This window comes from Enterococcus sp. 3H8_DIV0648, assembly GCF_002140655.1.
Classification (GTDB): Bacteria; Bacillota; Bacilli; order Lactobacillales; family Enterococcaceae; genus Enterococcus_A; species Enterococcus_A hulanensis.
This window is the reverse complement of sequence record NZ_NGLG01000002.1, coordinates 312,999-330,570: the sequence shown is the minus strand read 5'-3', so window position 1 is coordinate 330,570 and position 17,572 is coordinate 312,999. Positions and strand designations below refer to the sequence as shown.

At 41.3% G+C, this 17,572-nt stretch carries 17 protein-coding genes; 3 read left to right on the top strand and 14 right to left on the bottom strand.

Features of this window, described 5'->3' with window-relative positions; genetic code table 11:
* Positions 1-196: 196 nt before the first annotated feature.
* From A5875_RS18035 to A5875_RS18025, 3 genes are all read right to left on the bottom strand, one after another.
* The gene (locus A5875_RS18035) at positions 197-1,612 is read right to left on the bottom strand and encodes a HelD family protein (RefSeq protein WP_141108360.1); all 1,416 of its coding nucleotides are present in this window, start codon (positions 1,610-1,612) and stop codon (positions 197-199) included.
* Positions 1,613-1,806: 194 nt separating this feature from the next.
* Positions 1,807-2,478 (bottom strand): DUF2922 family protein, encoded by a 672-nt coding sequence (locus tag A5875_RS18030; RefSeq protein ID WP_088934973.1) that lies wholly within the window; start codon positions 2,476-2,478, stop codon positions 1,807-1,809.
* Positions 2,479-2,520: 42 nt separating this feature from the next.
* Entirely contained in the window at positions 2,521-2,904 is a 384-nt protein-coding gene (locus A5875_RS18025) for a hypothetical protein (RefSeq protein WP_088934972.1), read from the bottom strand.
* A gap of 536 nt (positions 2,905-3,440) precedes the next feature.
* Between A5875_RS18025 and A5875_RS18020 the strand changes: the two genes are divergently transcribed.
* Positions 3,441-4,034 (top strand): histidine phosphatase family protein, encoded by a 594-nt coding sequence (locus A5875_RS18020; RefSeq protein ID WP_088934971.1) that lies wholly within the window; start codon positions 3,441-3,443, stop codon positions 4,032-4,034.
* A 137-nt stretch (positions 4,035-4,171) separates the two neighbouring features.
* Here the strand turns inward: A5875_RS18020 and A5875_RS18015 are convergent, their stop codons facing one another.
* From A5875_RS18015 to A5875_RS18005, 3 genes are all read right to left on the bottom strand, one after another.
* Positions 4,172-4,645, bottom strand: a complete 474-nt coding sequence (locus A5875_RS18015) for a cyclophilin-like fold protein (protein ID WP_242551133.1) — start codon at positions 4,643-4,645, stop codon at positions 4,172-4,174.
* A gap of 40 nt (positions 4,646-4,685) precedes the next feature.
* On the bottom strand, positions 4,686-5,426 hold the full coding sequence (locus A5875_RS18010; protein ID WP_088934970.1) for an SDR family oxidoreductase: 741 nt from the start codon (positions 5,424-5,426) through the stop codon (positions 4,686-4,688).
* A gap of 68 nt (positions 5,427-5,494) precedes the next feature.
* Positions 5,495-6,055: a sugar O-acetyltransferase gene (locus tag A5875_RS18005; protein ID WP_088934969.1), complete on the bottom strand. Its 561-nt coding sequence runs from the start codon at positions 6,053-6,055 to the stop codon at positions 5,495-5,497.
* A gap of 109 nt (positions 6,056-6,164) precedes the next feature.
* Between A5875_RS18005 and A5875_RS18000 the strand changes: the two genes are divergently transcribed.
* Together A5875_RS18000 and A5875_RS17995 are read left to right on the top strand one after the other, a co-directional pair.
* Entirely contained in the window at positions 6,165-7,034 is an 870-nt protein-coding gene (locus A5875_RS18000; RefSeq protein ID WP_088934968.1) for a LysR family transcriptional regulator, read from the top strand.
* A 68-nt stretch (positions 7,035-7,102) separates the two neighbouring features.
* Positions 7,103-7,720, top strand: coding sequence for a hydrolase (locus A5875_RS17995; protein ID WP_088934967.1), 618 nt, complete (start codon positions 7,103-7,105; stop codon positions 7,718-7,720).
* 87 nt (positions 7,721-7,807) lie between these two features.
* Here the strand turns inward: A5875_RS17995 and A5875_RS17990 are convergent, their stop codons facing one another.
* The 8 genes from A5875_RS17990 to A5875_RS17955 all read right to left on the bottom strand — a co-directional run bounded on the left by A5875_RS17990 (position 7,808) and on the right by A5875_RS17955 (position 17,502).
* A complete protein-coding gene (locus A5875_RS17990; RefSeq protein WP_242551134.1) occupies positions 7,808-8,824 on the bottom strand; it encodes an ADP-ribosylglycohydrolase family protein in 1,017 nt (338 codons plus the stop codon).
* Complete coding sequence (locus tag A5875_RS17985) at positions 8,817-10,748, bottom strand: glucose PTS transporter subunit IIA (RefSeq protein ID WP_088934966.1); 1,932 nt, start codon at positions 10,746-10,748, stop codon at positions 8,817-8,819. The genes A5875_RS17990 and A5875_RS17985 overlap by 8 nt, the downstream gene beginning before the upstream one ends.
* Before the next feature lie 104 nt (positions 10,749-10,852).
* Positions 10,853-11,710 carry a BglG family transcription antiterminator LicT gene (gene licT, locus A5875_RS17980; RefSeq protein WP_088934965.1) on the bottom strand — a complete coding sequence of 286 codons (858 nt, stop codon included), beginning with the start codon at positions 11,708-11,710 and terminating at the stop codon, positions 10,853-10,855.
* 212 nt (positions 11,711-11,922) lie between these two features.
* The gene (locus tag A5875_RS17975; RefSeq protein ID WP_088934964.1) at positions 11,923-12,702 is read right to left on the bottom strand and encodes a histidine phosphatase family protein; all 780 of its coding nucleotides are present in this window, start codon (positions 12,700-12,702) and stop codon (positions 11,923-11,925) included.
* Position 12,703: 1 nt separating this feature from the next.
* Positions 12,704-14,137 carry a family 1 glycosylhydrolase gene (locus A5875_RS17970; protein WP_088934963.1) on the bottom strand — a complete coding sequence of 478 codons (1,434 nt, stop codon included), beginning with the start codon at positions 14,135-14,137 and terminating at the stop codon, positions 12,704-12,706.
* 15 nt (positions 14,138-14,152) lie between these two features.
* Positions 14,153-15,997: a beta-glucoside-specific PTS transporter subunit IIABC gene (locus A5875_RS17965; RefSeq protein WP_088934962.1), complete on the bottom strand. Its 1,845-nt coding sequence runs from the start codon at positions 15,995-15,997 to the stop codon at positions 14,153-14,155.
* A 1-nt stretch (position 15,998) separates the two neighbouring features.
* Positions 15,999-16,859 carry a PRD domain-containing protein gene (locus A5875_RS17960; RefSeq protein WP_088934961.1) on the bottom strand — a complete coding sequence of 287 codons (861 nt, stop codon included), beginning with the start codon at positions 16,857-16,859 and terminating at the stop codon, positions 15,999-16,001.
* A 268-nt stretch (positions 16,860-17,127) separates the two neighbouring features.
* A complete protein-coding gene (locus tag A5875_RS17955) occupies positions 17,128-17,502 on the bottom strand; it encodes a hypothetical protein (RefSeq protein WP_088934960.1) in 375 nt (124 codons plus the stop codon).
* Positions 17,503-17,572 lie beyond the last annotated feature (70 nt).

Below are 17,572 nucleotides of genomic sequence, written 5' to 3'. Positions count from 1 at the left end.
CTTGCTCTAAGCAATCACTATCCATTTATATTTCCACATCTAGATGTGTATAAGAGACAGATAATGGACTTAGCTTTAAGAAAAGAGGTTTTTATTTTGACAAAAGATAAAATAATTGGCGCTTCGATGATAGCTGCAGTTTTAATATCAAGCATTCTTTTCTTCAATGTAAAAGGCGTTTGGATGATTCCAGTTGTTATTTGTGTTGTCGCCCCAATGTGTCTTCTACAATATGATAGTCTAGATGTGTATAAGAGACATGTTTATTGGGCTTGATCCCCTCAATCATTATTTTAAAAAATAAATACGGAAACAAATCAGAATAGCTGATAACATGCTTTTTCTTGGCATATTCTAAATTGTTTGCGGCTAAAAATTTGTAGTAGTCGGTTAAACTACCCATGGTATGGATTATTTTCTTGAAGTGCAGCTCTAGCTGTTTGGTAAATTTTTCGCGGCGCAATTCCGATACACGTTTACTAAAGAAGCTGGAAAGCTCTTGGATAAGCTCAAACAAACTTTGCTCCGGCTGCTGATCGATGACTCGCTTGATTTCTGCTGGTGAGATCCGTTGATCATCGATCCTAACTTCTGCCGCAAAAAGCTGGCGCTTCAACTCCTCACCGTGACTTTGCAGCTTTTCAAAAAAGGCTTTTGATTGTTTATAACGGTAATTCCTCGCCTGCTGCGAACTGGGATCTTCTAGGACCTCTCTCAACTCATCTTGGCGATCAGTTATCCGATATTTTTCATCAATGAACAGCGTCGCAAGACTGACAATGTCGACTTGCGGCAGCTCATCTTCTCCCAGCTCCGGCAAAACCGTGGAAATATAATCCGCAAACACCTGATTCGGCGATACGATCAAAATATCCGACGCGGACAATTCCTCCTTCTTCTGATAGAGCAGATAGGCCATGCGATGAAGCGCGATCGACGTTTTCCCCGAACCCGCGACACCTTGGATGATCAGATTCTTGGTCTTGGTATCTCGAATCGCCGCGTTTTGTTCTCTTTGAATCGTGTGGATGATGGTCTTCATTTCATTGGAGGTGCTTTTGCCAAGTTCTCGCATAAGCAGCTCATCGTTAATGGCATCATTAGTATCCACCACAAAGTTGATTCGACCGTTTTTAATTTCAAATTGCCGCTTTAACTGCAGCTTTCCGTGAAATTTTTGATTATGGGATTCGTAAAAGGCCTCACCAAGGGAAAAATCATAATAAAGCGAAGAAATCGGTGCCCGCCAATCGTAAATCAACTGTTCACCGTACTGATCCGCAAAGCCGTAACGGCCGATATAAAAATCCTCCGACTCGTCGTCTTCGGCAAATTGAAAAGCGATCTTGCTGAAATAAGGTGTCTCTTTTTGGTAATTCAGCTTTTTCAGCACATTTGCTTCCAAAACGCTTCGACTGTCGATGAATTTCAAGTTTTGCTGGTGATTGTAAACTTCATATTTATCCAATTCATTTTTATAATCGATCGTATAATGCTTCAGCTCTTTGTAATTCGCCTCATTGGTATTCAACATCGCTTCAACTTCTTTGATCTTTTGTTTCAGTTTGCTGGTAACATCTGTCAAATAGTGCTCTTCAATCGTTGATATCATCCAATCCTCCCCTTTCGTCAGTCTTCATCTTAGCAGAGGGACTTAGGGTTGGGGTTATAGTGGAGGGTTTGAAAATAAAAGAACAGCACAAATAAACGAGAGATATCTGGTACAACTCGTTTCTCTACTATTAATAAGCCCATTCAATTATCTATTGATCGAATACCAACGTTGGATTTTGATCCGATCGGACTCTATTCTTTAGGCTTATACTTGTTAAAGCGTTCTAACAGCTTATGATTGATCGGTTTGCTTCTCCTCTTTTTGACTATTTCCTGATCGTCTTTTTTGGCTTTGGGTTCCTCTTTTATCTCTGTGCAGACCACATTTTCTCCCTCAGATGCTTCTGCAATTAATGGCGCCAGCGCTGGTTTTTCCAGCTCTTCATAGGAAATCCCCTTTAGGACCGGCTGCTCCGGTAAAACCTCCGCAACCATCGTTGTTAATTCAGCTTCCGACATGGTAAGAATATCTGCTTCTGCTGGAAAATCCAGCTCCATCTGAGTGATACCAGCTTCATCTTCATCAGCAATCCGTATCGTAAAACCCTTTTTAGACACTTCAAGAGTGGAATTTTCTTCTATTTTATAAGCAGAGATTGTGTCAGCCGCAAATTGGGCAGACCACTCCGTCATAACCGCTTCATCGACCTCGCCAAATATCGTTGTTTCGGTCACTTCGACAAATTTGGCCCCAACAACTTTTTGAAATAATCTTGTCGTTCCCTTTTCGAACAAGCTCATTTTCGTAAATTTCTCCAGCGCTGCTTTGATTTCTTTCGGTGATTTATTTGAAGCTGGCTCATCCATACTCCAGCGATGTTTTTTGCCTAGGCTATTTTCAAATACAGCGACTACTTTTCGCATCTTTTGCCTCCTTGCTTAGCGATTTTCCTCTGATCCTACTCATCAAGACCCTGCTAACCCTTGTAAGGGTCCTTCAATAAATTGAGTATAGAGAGCTTTTAATTTATTAACGACGACATCCTTTAGAGAAAATAGACGGATCGTTAACTGCTTCCATTCTTTTGCATCAAAGTATTCCTTGAAATATATATAATAACGGCGCAAAGCGCTGGTAGTTTTTGTTTTTAAGAAAATGTCGCGGACAAGTGACTTCATAAAAAATGAAAGATCCGCTACGCCCAGTTCATCACGAACTTGAATCGCAATTAAATATTTAAGTGTGCTTTTTTCGTCACGGGTCTCTTGATAAAAATTAGTAAGGCGCTTTTCGAGCGTCTTCGGTTTTAAATTAAAAATCTGGCGTACATTGAATAATTGCTCGTTCATCTTGTAATATCCTTTCTACTTTTTTTCGTTGTCGACACCTAGACTTTAATCCTAATCTGCAAATACTGTCAACACGAGAAAATTTTTATTTCGCTGAAATTTAGGAATTCACAAATGAACAAGACCGTAATGTCAACGCTCAGCAAAACAAAAAAAAGAAACTTTTTTATTTTGATATTTTTGATTAAAAAATTAGAAAAAACCCTATCAACCAAATGGCGTATACGCGAAAAAACAACAATATCTTCCACGCACAAAAATCTCTTAAATAAGCTGATAACACGCCATCCAGCGCTTTTTTTCGTTCATTAAATGAATCGCTCAGAATTTTCACTACTTTGTGAATTTGCATATTTCACTCTTTCTCTACAAAATGATGAAGGCTGTTTCACTGATAAAATCAGGGCACCTTATTTTCATGTATTCTGATCGCTATCGCCAACCTATTTTCAAGTCAGCAAATGTTTTTACGAATAAGGATGCGTTCTCAACTTCTATTTGATAGTATTTAAGTAATGAATGAACTGGAGGAAAAAATGACTAAGAAGCTATTTTTGATGCGTCACGGCGAAACATTATTCAATCAATTGAAAAAAGTTCAAGGAGCCTGCGACTCTCCTTTGACAGAAAAAGGGATTCAGCAAGCCCGTTTAGCGCGAGAATATTTTCAAGAACGCAATATTCAATTCGACCACCTGTACGCCTCTACCCAAGAGCGTGCCTGTGATACCTTGGAGATCGTTACTGGCAGTAAAAATTATCAACGGCTGAAGGAACTAAAAGAAATGGGCTTCGGCTCCTTTGAGGGCGAGCAGCAGTTTTTGCAACCCCTTGGCCCGGAATACTTTGATTCCTTCTATCTTCAGTTTGGCGGCGAATCCATGTCTGGAGTCCAAAAAAGAATCACGGCTGCCCTGCATCAAATCATGGCTAAAGACGATCATCAGAATGTCTTAGCTGTCTCCCATAACGGAGCCTGCATCAGCTTTCTTCAAACGATTTGGCAAGGCGACGGCAATGAACTGGTTCGGGCGTTTCCAAATTGCGCGATCTTTATCCTAAATTATGCAGACGAAAAGTTTCAACTAGAGGATATTATTGATCCAGCAACGAAACAAAGCATTTTATAAATAACAAATCAACCATGTAATATTGTGCGCAAAAAGCGTCTGGCTCAGTTATTGAGTCAGACGCTTTTTTGCTTAAATTTTTTACGAAAAACGAGTAGCTCATTACTTTTGCTAAGTTGAAAATCCCATTGATTATGTCAATTACTTCTCTCGATCTGGATTTCATTTATCCCAAACCGTTCTGCCAGATTTTGCGTCTCAACGATTCGACCAATCCTTGTATACGAAAAATTTGTTTCAAAGGATTGATAAAAAATAACTAAAGTGTCATCTCCGTACAGCATCACGTCACCTGCTTTGATCTTCTCAACTCGCGTCGCATTAGTCGGAAGACTTTGAGGAAGATCATAATATTTTTCATTTTGATGCAGGTCATGCATCCTGAATTTTTTCGGCAGGATCATTCGTAATTTTTCCGCCGTTTGGTTCTGCTCTAGCTTTACTTGGAACTCGTCTCCGTTGATCCGTAATCGCATGATTTCTTCGTTCTCCTCTTTACTGAATACTGTTGATTCGTTTGTCCGCGAATAATCAGGCGAAGAGCAGCCGGCAAAAGCGCTCAAACAAACTCCCATTATTCCGATCAAAAAGAATCTTTGGAGAAATGTCATTTCCATCAACTCCGCTAGCACTTGAAAGCTTCTATATTAATTAAATACTCTGCTTGGCCGGACGCAACAAGACCTCGCTGATCGTTACATGCTCGGGTTGTTCGATCGCATACAAGACTGCCTGCGCTACATCCTCTGATGATAAACTAAAGCCGGCCTTCCCCGCTGTTTCTCGCAGCGCTGCCTCTGTCGATTCGTCGCCGACGGTGCTGAATAATTCAGAGGCGACCATTCCCGGCGAAATAATCGTCGAACGAATCCCGTTTTCCAGCTCTTCCTGCCGTAAGCCTTCCATGATCGCTCTGACTGCATATTTTGTTCCGTTATACACGGCTGAACCCGGATAGACGACATGTCCTGCCACCGAGTCTGTCGAAATGATCAATCCCGCCTGTTGTTTTTGCATGATCGGCAAAACGGCCCCGATTCCATTCAGCACACCCATAATGTTGATATCTAGCATCTTTTGCCAGCTCTTATACTCTAGCTTCGCGAGATTTCCCTGCGGCATGATCCCGGCGTTGTTATACATCACATCGATTCGGCCGAATTTTTCCAACGCCAAATCAATTACCTTTTGGACTTGCTGCCGATCGGTCACATCCGCCTTTTGGTAAAAAACATCTTTGCCTAATGTACCCGCTAAAGCTTTGATGCGCTCTTCCCGACGAGCTGCCAGAACAAGCTTTGCGCCTTTACTGGCTAATAGTTTTGCGGTGGCTTCTCCAATACCTGATGATGCGCCCATAATAATAATTACTTTTTCTGAAATAGCTGTCATTGTTATTCCCCTTTTCATTTTTAGTAGCTGGTTTTAGATTTATACAGTGCTTCTGACTTTTCGCAAAGTTAAATTTCTTTGATTACTTTAGCTGGCGTTCCGGCGACGATCACATTGTCCGGTACATCCTTCGTGACGGTCGAATCCGCAGCAACGACCGCATTTTTTCCGATGGTCACACCAGGAAGAACCGTGACGTTGGCACCCAGCCAAGCATTTTCTTCGATCTTGACCGCAGCTACCGACAGACCTCTGCGCTTAGTGGGATCAATCAGGTGGTTGACGGTAATAATCCGGCACATAGGACCGATCAGAACGTAGTCCTCAATCACGATCCCGCCTAAATCAACGAAGGTTACGTTTTGATTGATAAAAATATCTTTTCCAAAAGAAATATGCTTGCCAAAATCTGTATAAAACGGCTGAGAAATCGTTACAGAAGCATCGATCGCTCGTCCAGTGATTTTTTCTAATGAGACCCGCATTTCTTCGGCAGTCTGATAGCGCTGGTTCATTTCCACCACGAGCCGTTCATTATCAGCCTTTAGTCTATGGATCTCATCATACATATAGGAGCCCGGCAAAATCTCTTGTCTTTGTATCTTCGCTAATAATTCATGTTTGATCATTGTCTCTGCCCTCCTCTAGTTGCTGATTAGAGTATACTTCGCTATACTTGCAATGACTAATACTTATATAGAATAGGCAGCTATCGCTTTTAGTTATAGGAGGAAGATCATGGAATTGCGTGTATTGAATTACTTTTTAACAGTTGCTAGAGAAAAGACCATCAGTAAAGCCGCGGCCGTTCTCCACCTGTCTCAGCCTACTTTGTCGAAGCAATTAAAGGATTTGGAGGAAGAATTAGGCGTTCAGCTCTTCATTCGCGGAAATCGTGAAATCTCTTTAACAGAAGATGGCGTCTACCTGCAAAATCGCGGCAAGGAAATTCTGTCACTGGTAGATACAACGACAGCGAATCTTCAAAAAAATGAAGTCATCGGCGGAGATATCCTGATAGGCGGCGGTGAAACACAAGCCTTTCAATTTCTATCAGTGATCCTGAATGACTTAATGGAAAAATATCCGGATATCAATGTTCATATGTACAGTGGCAACGCTGACGATGTGAAGGATAAGATCGATAAAGGCCTGTTGGATTTTGGGCTGGTTATCGATCCGGTTGAGAAGCAAAAGTATGAATACCTCTCCTTGCCGGTTGCGGATCGCTGGGGTATTTTAGTAAATGAAAAGCATAAGCTGGCAAGAAAAGAGACCGTATCGCCTCAGGATCTGAAGGATCATAGCTTGCTGATCTCTAATCAAACGCTGGTAAATAATCAACTATCAGAATGGCTGGGCGGTAATTTAAGCAATTTCAACATTATCGGCAGCTATAACTTGCTTTACAACGCGTCCTTATTAGTTAAAGAAGGACAAAGCGCCGCCTTTTGTATCGATGGAATCATTCATACCCAGAATAACGGCTTAGTCTTTATTCCTCTTGAACCAGCCCTCACTTCTAGGATCAGTATTATCTGGAAAAGAAAACAAATTTTCTCAAATGCGGGAAGCCTCTTTCTTGAAAAGCTGATGCAGATTCAATAAAACGAAATCTTCGTGATTTTTTGGAATAAGCAGTAGAATGAAGGTATTAATTTGAGGGAGTGAATAGAATGACTAGCTATGCGAAAAGAACGGAAGATGAATTACTTTCACCAGAAAATACGGTGTTGACAGTGATCGATTATCAACCGACTCAGATCAATTCAATCAATTCCATGAATCGTTCCGAATTGATCCGCAACACGGAACTTGTGATCGAGCTGGCGAAACTTTATAATATCCCGATCGTCCTTTCAACGGTAAATGTTGAAAAAGGCTGGAATACCGATACGATCCCTGTTTTGAAGAAAGCTGTCGGCGAAGACGTACCATCTTACGACCGCAGCTCTATCAATGCGTGGGAAGACAAAGAATATAATGAAGCAATCAAAGCCACCGGTCGGAAAAAAATCTTGATCCTTGCTTTGTGGACCGAAGCTTGCTTGACCTTCCCAACCTTGGACGCGTTGAAGGAAGGCTACGAAGTTTATCCAATCGTCGATGCAGTCGGTGGAACTTCACCGATCGCTCATGAAACAGCCCTGCGCCGTGTCGAACAAGCCGGTGCGCAATTGACCTCCATCGCCCAGCTTGCCTGCGAATTGCAACGCGATTGGAATCGCGAAGAAACCGTTCCAGGATTCGATGAATTAATGACGAAGTTCGGTGCTTTTTCTAATTTGCGTTAAAGTTGAAATCTTCGAAAAAAATTTATTGATACTCATGACACAAAATAAACCTACCTCAATTGAATCAATGAGGTAGGTTTTTTGCCGCTATCTACTTACTTCTATTTTTTCGTCTGCATAAGCAAGTAATTGATGCGTGTATTGATAAAAGTTAATCTCGTTTACTTGTGATAGTTTGCCTTCGATTTCTTCGGATAATAACTTTGGATAAAGTCCGCCGCAAATCCCGCAGGCTATCGCACCAATTGTATCTGTATCTCCTCCTATGGATGAAGCTAACTGACCCGCAACAATTGGATTTCCTTCTGCTAACTCAATAATGCCAAAAACCGCTGGAATTGTCTCAATCGTCTGAACACCGCTGCCGACTTCATCATACAATCGGAATAACGCCTTGTCACGAGATGATTCCTTCACGATTTTATTAGCCAAACGCATTCGTTTTATCAATGAAGGCGTTGGAAAATCGGTCCCAGTAGTTTGACATTGTTGAATGACTTGATAAGCCAGCTCCCAGAGATCAGAAATACTTTTCCCTCCCCTTACAACATAGCTTATACAGGCTGCTACTGCTGATGCACCGGCTATCGCGATCGATGTATGATGCGTCGGTAAGCAGATTTGTTCAACACGTTGAATCAATGTATCCAAATCCCGATAGTCAGAGATCACACCAATTGGTGATATTTTCATAGCTGCACCATTAGTGGTCCCGAATTTTCCTGTGTCCATTAGAGATATTCCGTTTTTAATTTGATTAATGGCGTTCAAGGTAGTCGGTCCGCTTACCAAATGAGAAATACCCGATTCTTCGTGCCACTTGATTAATTGTTGAACGTAATTTTCAGCATTTAACTGTCCCTGACAATCGGCAATTGAACGGACTATCATCAACGTATTAATGGTATCATCTGTAATTTCTCCAGCAGAAAATCCTCTGTCAGAAATATCGTCGACTTGACTGGGATAGAATTTCTCCACACCTTGAGGGAATTTCTGTTTTATTCGCTGGTAAGACCAGCCTTCTGTAGGCATTCCCATCGCATCGCCATAAGCACCACCGACTAGAACACCTTTAATTCGCTCCGACATTAAGTTATTCAACTGCCAACACCTCTTCTTCTACGCTTAGCTTAGGCGATACGGAAAAAAGAGATTCGCCGTAGTCAATCTGACCATCTGATTTTTCTATCAATAACTCTTTACCTTTGTTGTTCGTCACGATTACAGGTGTTTCCAGTGAATAGCCCTCTGCCATTATTTTTTCACGATCAAAGCTCAGCAATACTTCCCCGGCTTCAATTCGATCATTTTGTTTCTTTAATGGATAGAAATATTTTCCTTCTAAGCGAACTGTGTCTTTTCCAATGTGGATCAACAGCTCAACGCCATCGTCATTAGTAATACCGATTGCATGACTCGTTGGGAAAAAAGTGGTGATTTTTCCTGAACAAGGTGCTAAGACTTTTTCCGTTTCTGGAATAATAATTACGCCCTCACCTAAAAAGCCCTCAGAAAAAATCTCATCTTTTGCCTGTTCCAGTGGTTTCACTATGCCCTTCATAGGAGAATAAATCTCAGTTGTCTTTTTTTCAACTTCAGTTTCGCTTCCTGCAGCCTCTTCTGAAAAAGTAAGTGAAATCAAGACAAAAGGAACAGCGATAGCAACTAAAATGGCTAATAAAACACTGATCAACCCTGAAATATCTCCGTTATTTGGATTAATAAATCCCACCACACCTAAAATACTGCCACTTAAAGTATAATTACGTGCGTTTAACAATGTCAGTAAGGTTCCTCCTGCGACGCCACCTAACATAGCAAAGGCAAATCGTTTTTTCACTGGCAAAGTGACACCATAAATGCCGGGTTCCATAATATGGAACAGTGCAGACACCATTGCCGGCGGACACAGCGCCTTTGTTTTAGGATTTTTCGTTTTTAAATAAACTGCTAATGCGGCACCGAATTGGGTGAAGGTCGATACCCAGATACACACTAGCACAGGATCATATCCAAGCGCAGCAAAGTTGGTCAATTGAATCGGCATTAACGGCCAATGCAGCCCCATCACGATCAGCGGTTGATAGATTAAACAAATGAAGATAGATGAAATAATCGGCGACATATTGTATAGTCCCATAACCGCTGATGTCAGCAATAATCCTAGAAAATTAGAGATTGGGCCAATAATCAAAATGATTAGCGGAAAAGAAATTAACATCGTCAAGCAAGGGGTCAAAGCAAAACCAACGATTTCTGGAATACGCTTTTTAAAAAAGTGTTCCACCTTGGAAGCAAAGTAAACTGCGAAAATTACTGGTAGAACAGTGGCCATATAACCACCTGGCGGATACATGATCGGCAGACCAAAAAATGTATGGAAAATTTCAGTTTCCAAAATCGTTCCTTTAAATAAGGTATAAAGTACCGTTGTATTTTCTGCCAAGCCTGTATCCAAAAACGGTAAGACCAAACACGCTCCTATAAACAAACCAACAAACTTATTCATTTTAAATGTATGCGCACTGGTATAACCAAGGAAGATTGGCAAAAAAGTTAAGACCGTATTGGCCATTGAACGAAAAATAATCAATTGTCCGCTGCCATCTGGCAGCAGGTTCAGAGCAATCAACAGCGCCACAATCCCTTGCATCAATCCTGCCGCAGACATCACTCCCAAAACAGGTGTCATGGATTGAGTTAAGGTCGAAATTAAACGATCCAAAATTTTCCCTTTATTCTTGCCCTCCTGTTCCTCCAGATCATTATCTCCAGTAGAATCCAATAATTTTTGAACGTCTGTATAGACATCCCCCACATGAGTCCCGATCACAATCTGATACTCATTGCCAGAATGCTGAGCCTTCATGACCCCTTTCATCTGACTGATTTTTCCCTGCTGTACTGCATTAAAATCTCGCAACACAAATCGCAATCGAGTCAAGCAATGACTTGCCTTAATAATATTCTCTTTGCCTCCAACATAATCGACAAATTGTTCCGCTAATTCTTTATACTGTCCCATATTAAATACCTCCTAAAATTTTTACAGATTTATAGAAGGTCAGGCCAACTGAATGTCACCCTCCAAGAAAAAGAAAGCTCCCCCCTTATCATTATTTTTTTGAATTATTTGTCCAACTTATCCTTGCTTTCTCGAATAAGCTTTTCAATATGAATAAGCAAATATAGCTGTTCATCTTTTGAGATCTTGTAATTAAAGTGCTCTGATAAATATTTTTCAATCTTCACGACAGGTTTATAGGCCTCAATGTACTTACTTTTAATGATCTCAAGCATCTCATGTTCCTCAGCGGACGGACTTGAATGCTCCGACATAATACGTAATGAGAAAAAGCGGAGATGAGTGATAAAACGAAAATAATAAACCGACTCTTCATCTAATTGAAGCTTCAAAGTATATTTCACTATATTAGACATATCCGTAATCATTTTGGTAATCTTAAACATGTTTAAGTTCCCCGCCAGCTCGACACTAGCATTTACAAAATGTAAGGCGATAAAACCGGCTTCGTCTTCTGGTAATTGAATATCGAATTCCTTTTTAATTAACTGCAAAGCATAAAGACCAATTTTAAATTCCGCTGGATAATACTTTCTAATTTCCCATAGAGCCCCATTATCAATCGGTACTCCCTCCTGATAACGTTGAATAGCCATAAAAACGTGGTCGGTCAAGGTTACATAAATAGAGTCACTTAGCTGAATCGATAATTTTTCTTTAGCATGTTCAATAATTTCATCCGTTAATACAAAATACGGATGAGGGATTTGCTTGATCAACTCAATAAATCTGCTTTGAAAATCACCACTGGATAAATGATAGATTTTTTCAATTTGATCTTCCTCAACCCATTCATGTTCCTTTTTTTGAAAACCAATCCCTTTCCCTCGCACAATCACCTCCTGATCATTTAAAACAGTCAGGACCGCGTTGTTGTTGAGCTTTTTCTTAATTTCTAACATCCTCTCACCTCCAAACAGATACAAAAAAAGACCTATTTCACCTACATGTCAAAACAAAACGTTTTAACCTTTCGATGAAATAGGTCTAGCTTGTCTTAAACAATCACTATCCTACGTTTCTCACTTACTATTCTAAAAGGCACTCATATAAATGTCAAGACGATTTTATTAAATGGCCCATTTATGCTTTTTTCCTTTTAAAAAAGATTTTTCTATTCAATATACTGTGTATCACCAATCTTATCCAGCGTATACTTGCCATCTTTGTACTTCAGTGTTGTCACGCTGCAATTATCCAGCATCTCACCGTTGTACTCATCAGGAACCAGCAGCTCTAGCAATGTCGGGATCATCCCGCCTGAGGATACGATCATAACATTTTTCGCATTCTTTTTCTTCGCATCTTTGACTACCTTGTCCATCGCTGCTTGTCCGCGAGTGGTGATTTCATCGTAATTCTCGGCTGCTTTCAGCGGATCGTTTTCTGCGATTGTGTTTGCGATGCCGTCGTCACCGATTTTTTCAACAAGCTTGTCATAATCCGACCAGTCATCATCCAGCTTAAAGCCGTTCGCTTCAAAGATCGGTGTCCACATCTCTTTATCGGTTTTTCCTTCATAGCCGCCATAGTTCCACTCTTTAAAGCCATCGTGTTCGACTAATTTCGGTTTTTTATGGTCATTTTTTGAAAGGATCAGCTTGGCGGTATTGCGCTGACGCCCTAAATCACTGGAATAGGCCAAGTCAAACTTGATATCCTTCAACCCTGCACCTAATTTTTTCGCCTGACTGATCCCCTTGTCGGTTAATGGGGAATCCGCGAATCCCTGAACCTGACCAGTTGTATTGAAGAAGGTCTTCCCATGACGGATCAAATAAATCGTAACCTCATCATTTTTCTTCGCTGCCTCGGCCTCAACACCTTTAGTCAATCCGCCAATCAACGTTAAGCCTAATAAACAGGTTAACAACGCCCCAAATACTTTTTTCATTTTACAATTCCTCCCCATTCGTCTCGATCAGATTTTTATACCAATAAAATGAGTCTTTCGGCGTTCTCGTCAGATCGCCCGTGCCATCATCCTGCTTATCGACATAAATGAAGCCGTAGCGTTTTTTCATTTCGCCAGTCGTTGCACTGACGAGATCGATCGGCCCCCACATCAAGTAGCCAAAGCAATCGACTTTGTCCTCTTCGACAGCTTTTTTCAGCTCGCTGAGATGTTTTTGTAAAAAGTCGATTCGGTAATCATCATGAACTACGCCATCTGGTCCAACTTCATCGACAGCCCCCAAGCCATTTTCACAAATAATGATCGGCAGACCATATCTGCGATAAGTATAATTCAGTAAATATCTGAGACCGATTGGATCGATCCCCCAGCCCCATTTGCTTTTCTCAAGGAAAGGATTCTGAACACCGCCGAACAACGACTCCTCGTCATCATCGCCGCCTTCATAGTGGGCCACATCCGACATATAGTAATTCATGCCGATATAATCGAGTTTTCCTTCCGCAAAGGCTTGCTTATCCTCTTCAGTCATCCCGATATCAAAGCCCATGTCCGCATATTCCCGCAGCTTATACTTAGGAAATTCGCCATAGCACATCGCATCAATCTGGTAAAAATCACGATCCATTTCCTTAAAGGCATTCAAAACATTGATAGGATCGCAATTCACTGGATACGTTGGCGTAATACCGAAAACGCAGCCGACTTGGCTTTGCGGATCAAGCTGGTGGATCAATCTTGTAGCTTTGACACCGGCTAATGTCATGTTGTACCCGACTACTGCCAAAATTTCCTTCTTGTTTCCTTCAAGCTCGCTGTATTTTAGTCCTGCTAAAATATAAGTGAACATGTCCGACGCTTCGGTTTGCGGATCAATATGGTTCATTTCATTGAAGGTCACCCAATATTTGACCTTGCCCTTCAAGGCCTCCACCATTGTTTCGACATATTTCAAATAAAAATCAATCACTTGTCGGTTCTTCCAAGAATCATAACTGTGCACCAAGTTCATCGGCAGCTCAAAATGATAGAGGGTAACGATCGGCTCAATGTTGTACTTCAGCAGCTCGTCCACAACGCTTTGATAAAACTCGATCCCTGCTTGATTTGGTTCGGCATCGTCGCCGTTTGGATAAATCCGCGACCAGTCGATCGAGATCCGCAAGCTTTTAAAGCCCATCTCGCCAAATAGCTTGATGTCCTCTTTGTAGCGATGGTAAAAATCGATCCCCTCATGTGAAGGATAGTGCCGACCTGCTTCGATCGTTTTGGTATATTCTCGCGGTGTCGTCGCTGAGCCTGATGTGGCAAAGTCCATAATCGCTGGACCCTTACCGCCTTCTTGCCAAGCACCTTCTAATTGATGAGCGGCGATGCTGCCGCCCCATAAAAAATCATTCGCTAATTTTGTCACTTTTTTCCCTCCGTTTTAGACAACGACTGTCAGACAGTCTTCTTTACTATTCAAGCTCAAATCACTGGTTGGCAAAACATCTAAATAATCCGCTGTATTGGTGATGACTGTGATCACGACTGGATCGTAGCCTTTACTGCGAATCCCGGCCATATCAGCCTTCAAGATTGGATCGCCGGCCGAAACCTGATCCCCTTGCTTAACAAACGCTTCAAAATAATCACCATCTAATTCAACAGTATTGATCCCAATATGAATCAGAATCTCCACTCCATATTCGGTTTTGATCCCGATGGCATGATTGGTTGGGAATAGACTTACGACTTCACCGTTGACCGGTGCATGAATTGTATCTTCTTCCGGTTCGATCCCCAGCCCTTTTCCTAGTGCGGATGAAGAAAAGGCTTTGTCATTCACATTGCTTAATGCGACATTTTTGCCTTTGACCGGCGCTTTGATCAATAATTTTGTAACTGCTTCGGCGTCTGTTTCCACTGGCTTCGCTTGTTTTTCTTTGGCTTTTTCATCATTTGGAATTCCTAAAATAAAGGCGGCAATCCCAGCTCCAACAAAACCGATAATGACTGCAATCAACATCATATAGAAGTTTCTGTAATTATCTTTACCGATAAATGAAGCAAGTCCGAGCAAACCAACTGGCGCGTACCCAACAACCTTCATCAAACCGGCGAACAATCCGCCCAGTCCGCCGCCGATCATGACAGCGATATATGGCCGGCGATATTTAACAAACACTCCGTAAATAGCCGGTTCAGTTGGACCAATGAAAGCACTGAAGGCCGTCGTCCCAAACAATTGCTTTTGCTTTTTGTCTTTTGAGCGGAAGAAGTAGCCCATTACCGCTCCACATACCGCGATATCAGAAATGATCCAAGCAGCGGTAAAGACAGCGTCATAGCCTAAAGTCGCATATGAATTCATGAAAATCGGAATAATGAAATTCCCCGCACCGATCGTAATTAAGAATGGCTGCAGCGCGGCATAGAGCATTACAACACTCCAGCTGCCCAAGGTATTTCCAACAAAATCAAAGACAAAGTTCAAGCCATCGCCGATATATGTTCCTAAAGGTCCGAATAAGATCAACGTTACCGGTAATGTAACAATCAAGATTAATACCGGATTGAAGAAATATTGCAGCGCTTTCGGCATGATTTTCTCTAGGAATTTCCCAACATACTTCATGAAGATGATACTTAAAATAATTGGGAAAAAGGAATTTGAATAAGTAGTTTCTGGTAAACTCAAGCCTAGAAAATCCAGTCCCTTCGCGCCATTAATCGTATCAGACATTAAGGTCAATGCGACTGTGACCGCCAGATACTCGTTGACCTCTAAGCGTCGAGCAAAAGAAATCGCGAGCAACACTGGTAAAAAGAAGAACACTGCTTGCCGAATCGTATCTATGATCATATAGGTCGAGCTTTCCGCCGATACTAATCCCGTCAAAGAAAGTAAAGACAAGATTCCGGCTATCAGCCCGGCTGCCATGATGGGAATCAGGATCGGTCCCATTGCCTCAGACAGGATTCGTAAAGCCATCGTCACGAATTTTTCTTTTTCCCCAGCTTCAGAATTAACTTCGCCTCCGCCTAAGCCTAAAATCTGATTCATCTCTGGACGAATGTCCTGTACCTGAGTCCCGATGATGACTTGATAAGCCACATCATTTGAGACCACGTCGATCACATCAGGCAGCTCCTTGATTTCTTCTGTTTTAGGAAGATTGCGGTCCTTCAATTTAAAACGTAGGCGCGTCATACAGTTCGTCACGCTTTGAATATTTTCTTTACCGCCGACCAATTCGATCAGCTGGTTGCAAAATTCTTGATATTTCATCTTAATTCTCCTCTTCTCGTTTTGTAACACGCTGGATGTGGAGCATTAAGTAGGCCTCCTCATCATCTGATAATTCTTTTTCAAACGTGTCTCTGACATAGATGCGAATCTTATTGACACAGCTGTAAGCTTCTGGATAAAGTTTGCGAATTTGTCGATTAAGCTCAGTCTCATTTGAGGTAAATGTCTCATTCTTAAACATCCGAATGATAAAATACTGCAGATGCGTGACAAGGCGAATGTAATTGATACTCTCCTCTTCAAAATCCAAGCGATAATGATATTTGATAATCGATAAGATGTTCCGCACCGCTTCCATCATCCGCATCATATTATCGTCCTCACTGCCTTTGGTTTGTAAGTTGATAAAATGCAATGCGATAGAGACGGCTTCTTCTGGGGGACAATCCAAGCCTGTGGTTTCTTCGATCAATCCCACCGCGTAAAGCCCGATTTGGTAATGCTCCGGATAAAACTTGCGGACCTCCCAATCCAGTGGACTTTTGACGATTTGCTCTTTTTGCAGTCGTTTGATGGCAAAATCGATGTGATCCAGCAAAGCTAAATAGAGATAATCGGAAACATCCTGCTGAATAACTTCCTCACCATATTCAATCGTCTTGGTTACGATCTGAAGGTATTCGTCTTTAGTGTTAGAAAGTAAATAGCTGAAGTGCTCCAATTTATCATGTGAATCTAAGACGTAGGTCTTTTGAATATCTTTTTCCCCGATACTGTCGCCGGCTTTGTGTTTAAAAGCGACGCCTTTAGAGTAAACTATGATTTCGTTTCCGCGAGCTTGGTTATTGCTCCCTTTTTTTACAATGGCTACATTATTGTTCAAAATTTGACTGATGATCATGCTTTCCCTCCTTTCAAACAAAAAAACCCAAATTACCTAAGGATAGTGTATTTATCCTAAGGTAATTTGAGTTCTGCCTGCATTATCAGTAACATACTCAAAGCAGCAACTACCACCGTTGCTTTGATTTAAGTTTTCTCATCATTATTGTAAAGGAGGAAAATCACAATGTCAACGCTTTCTTTTCGTTAGTATTTTCCCTGCCTCGATTTTTTTAAGGAAAACGCATGGCCCTCACGTTTCCAGATTGTTCTAAAAAGTCCAAATCCTAGTACGAACTTTCGATTTCGTCACTCAATTTAAAAACTTTAGAAGAAGGACTTCTAGGAACCGTTTTTTCCGAATTTTCTTTATCAATTAGCGGGTTAAGCGGATCAATCTCCAGCTCTTTTTCCAAGGTGCTATTGGGCTGGTTTTTCCTGCTGGCTGAATAATTGTTTACATTTTTAGCTTTTTTATCTTCCGGGTCCTTTACACTTCCAGTATTCGGCAAAGTTTTCTTACTGACAAAAGACACATGCAGCTCTGGCTGATAAAAATGCTGATAGACGAAGTAGCTTCCCAAACTGCATACTAGCAATAAAAGTGAAATGAGCAGCGTCCCTCTGCGAATCTTATCTTGTTCCTTGGTTGTTCCATCCATGCTTAATGCCTCCATTTAAAAAATTCAAACAAATGATATTTTAATATTTATATAATTCTCATTATAACAG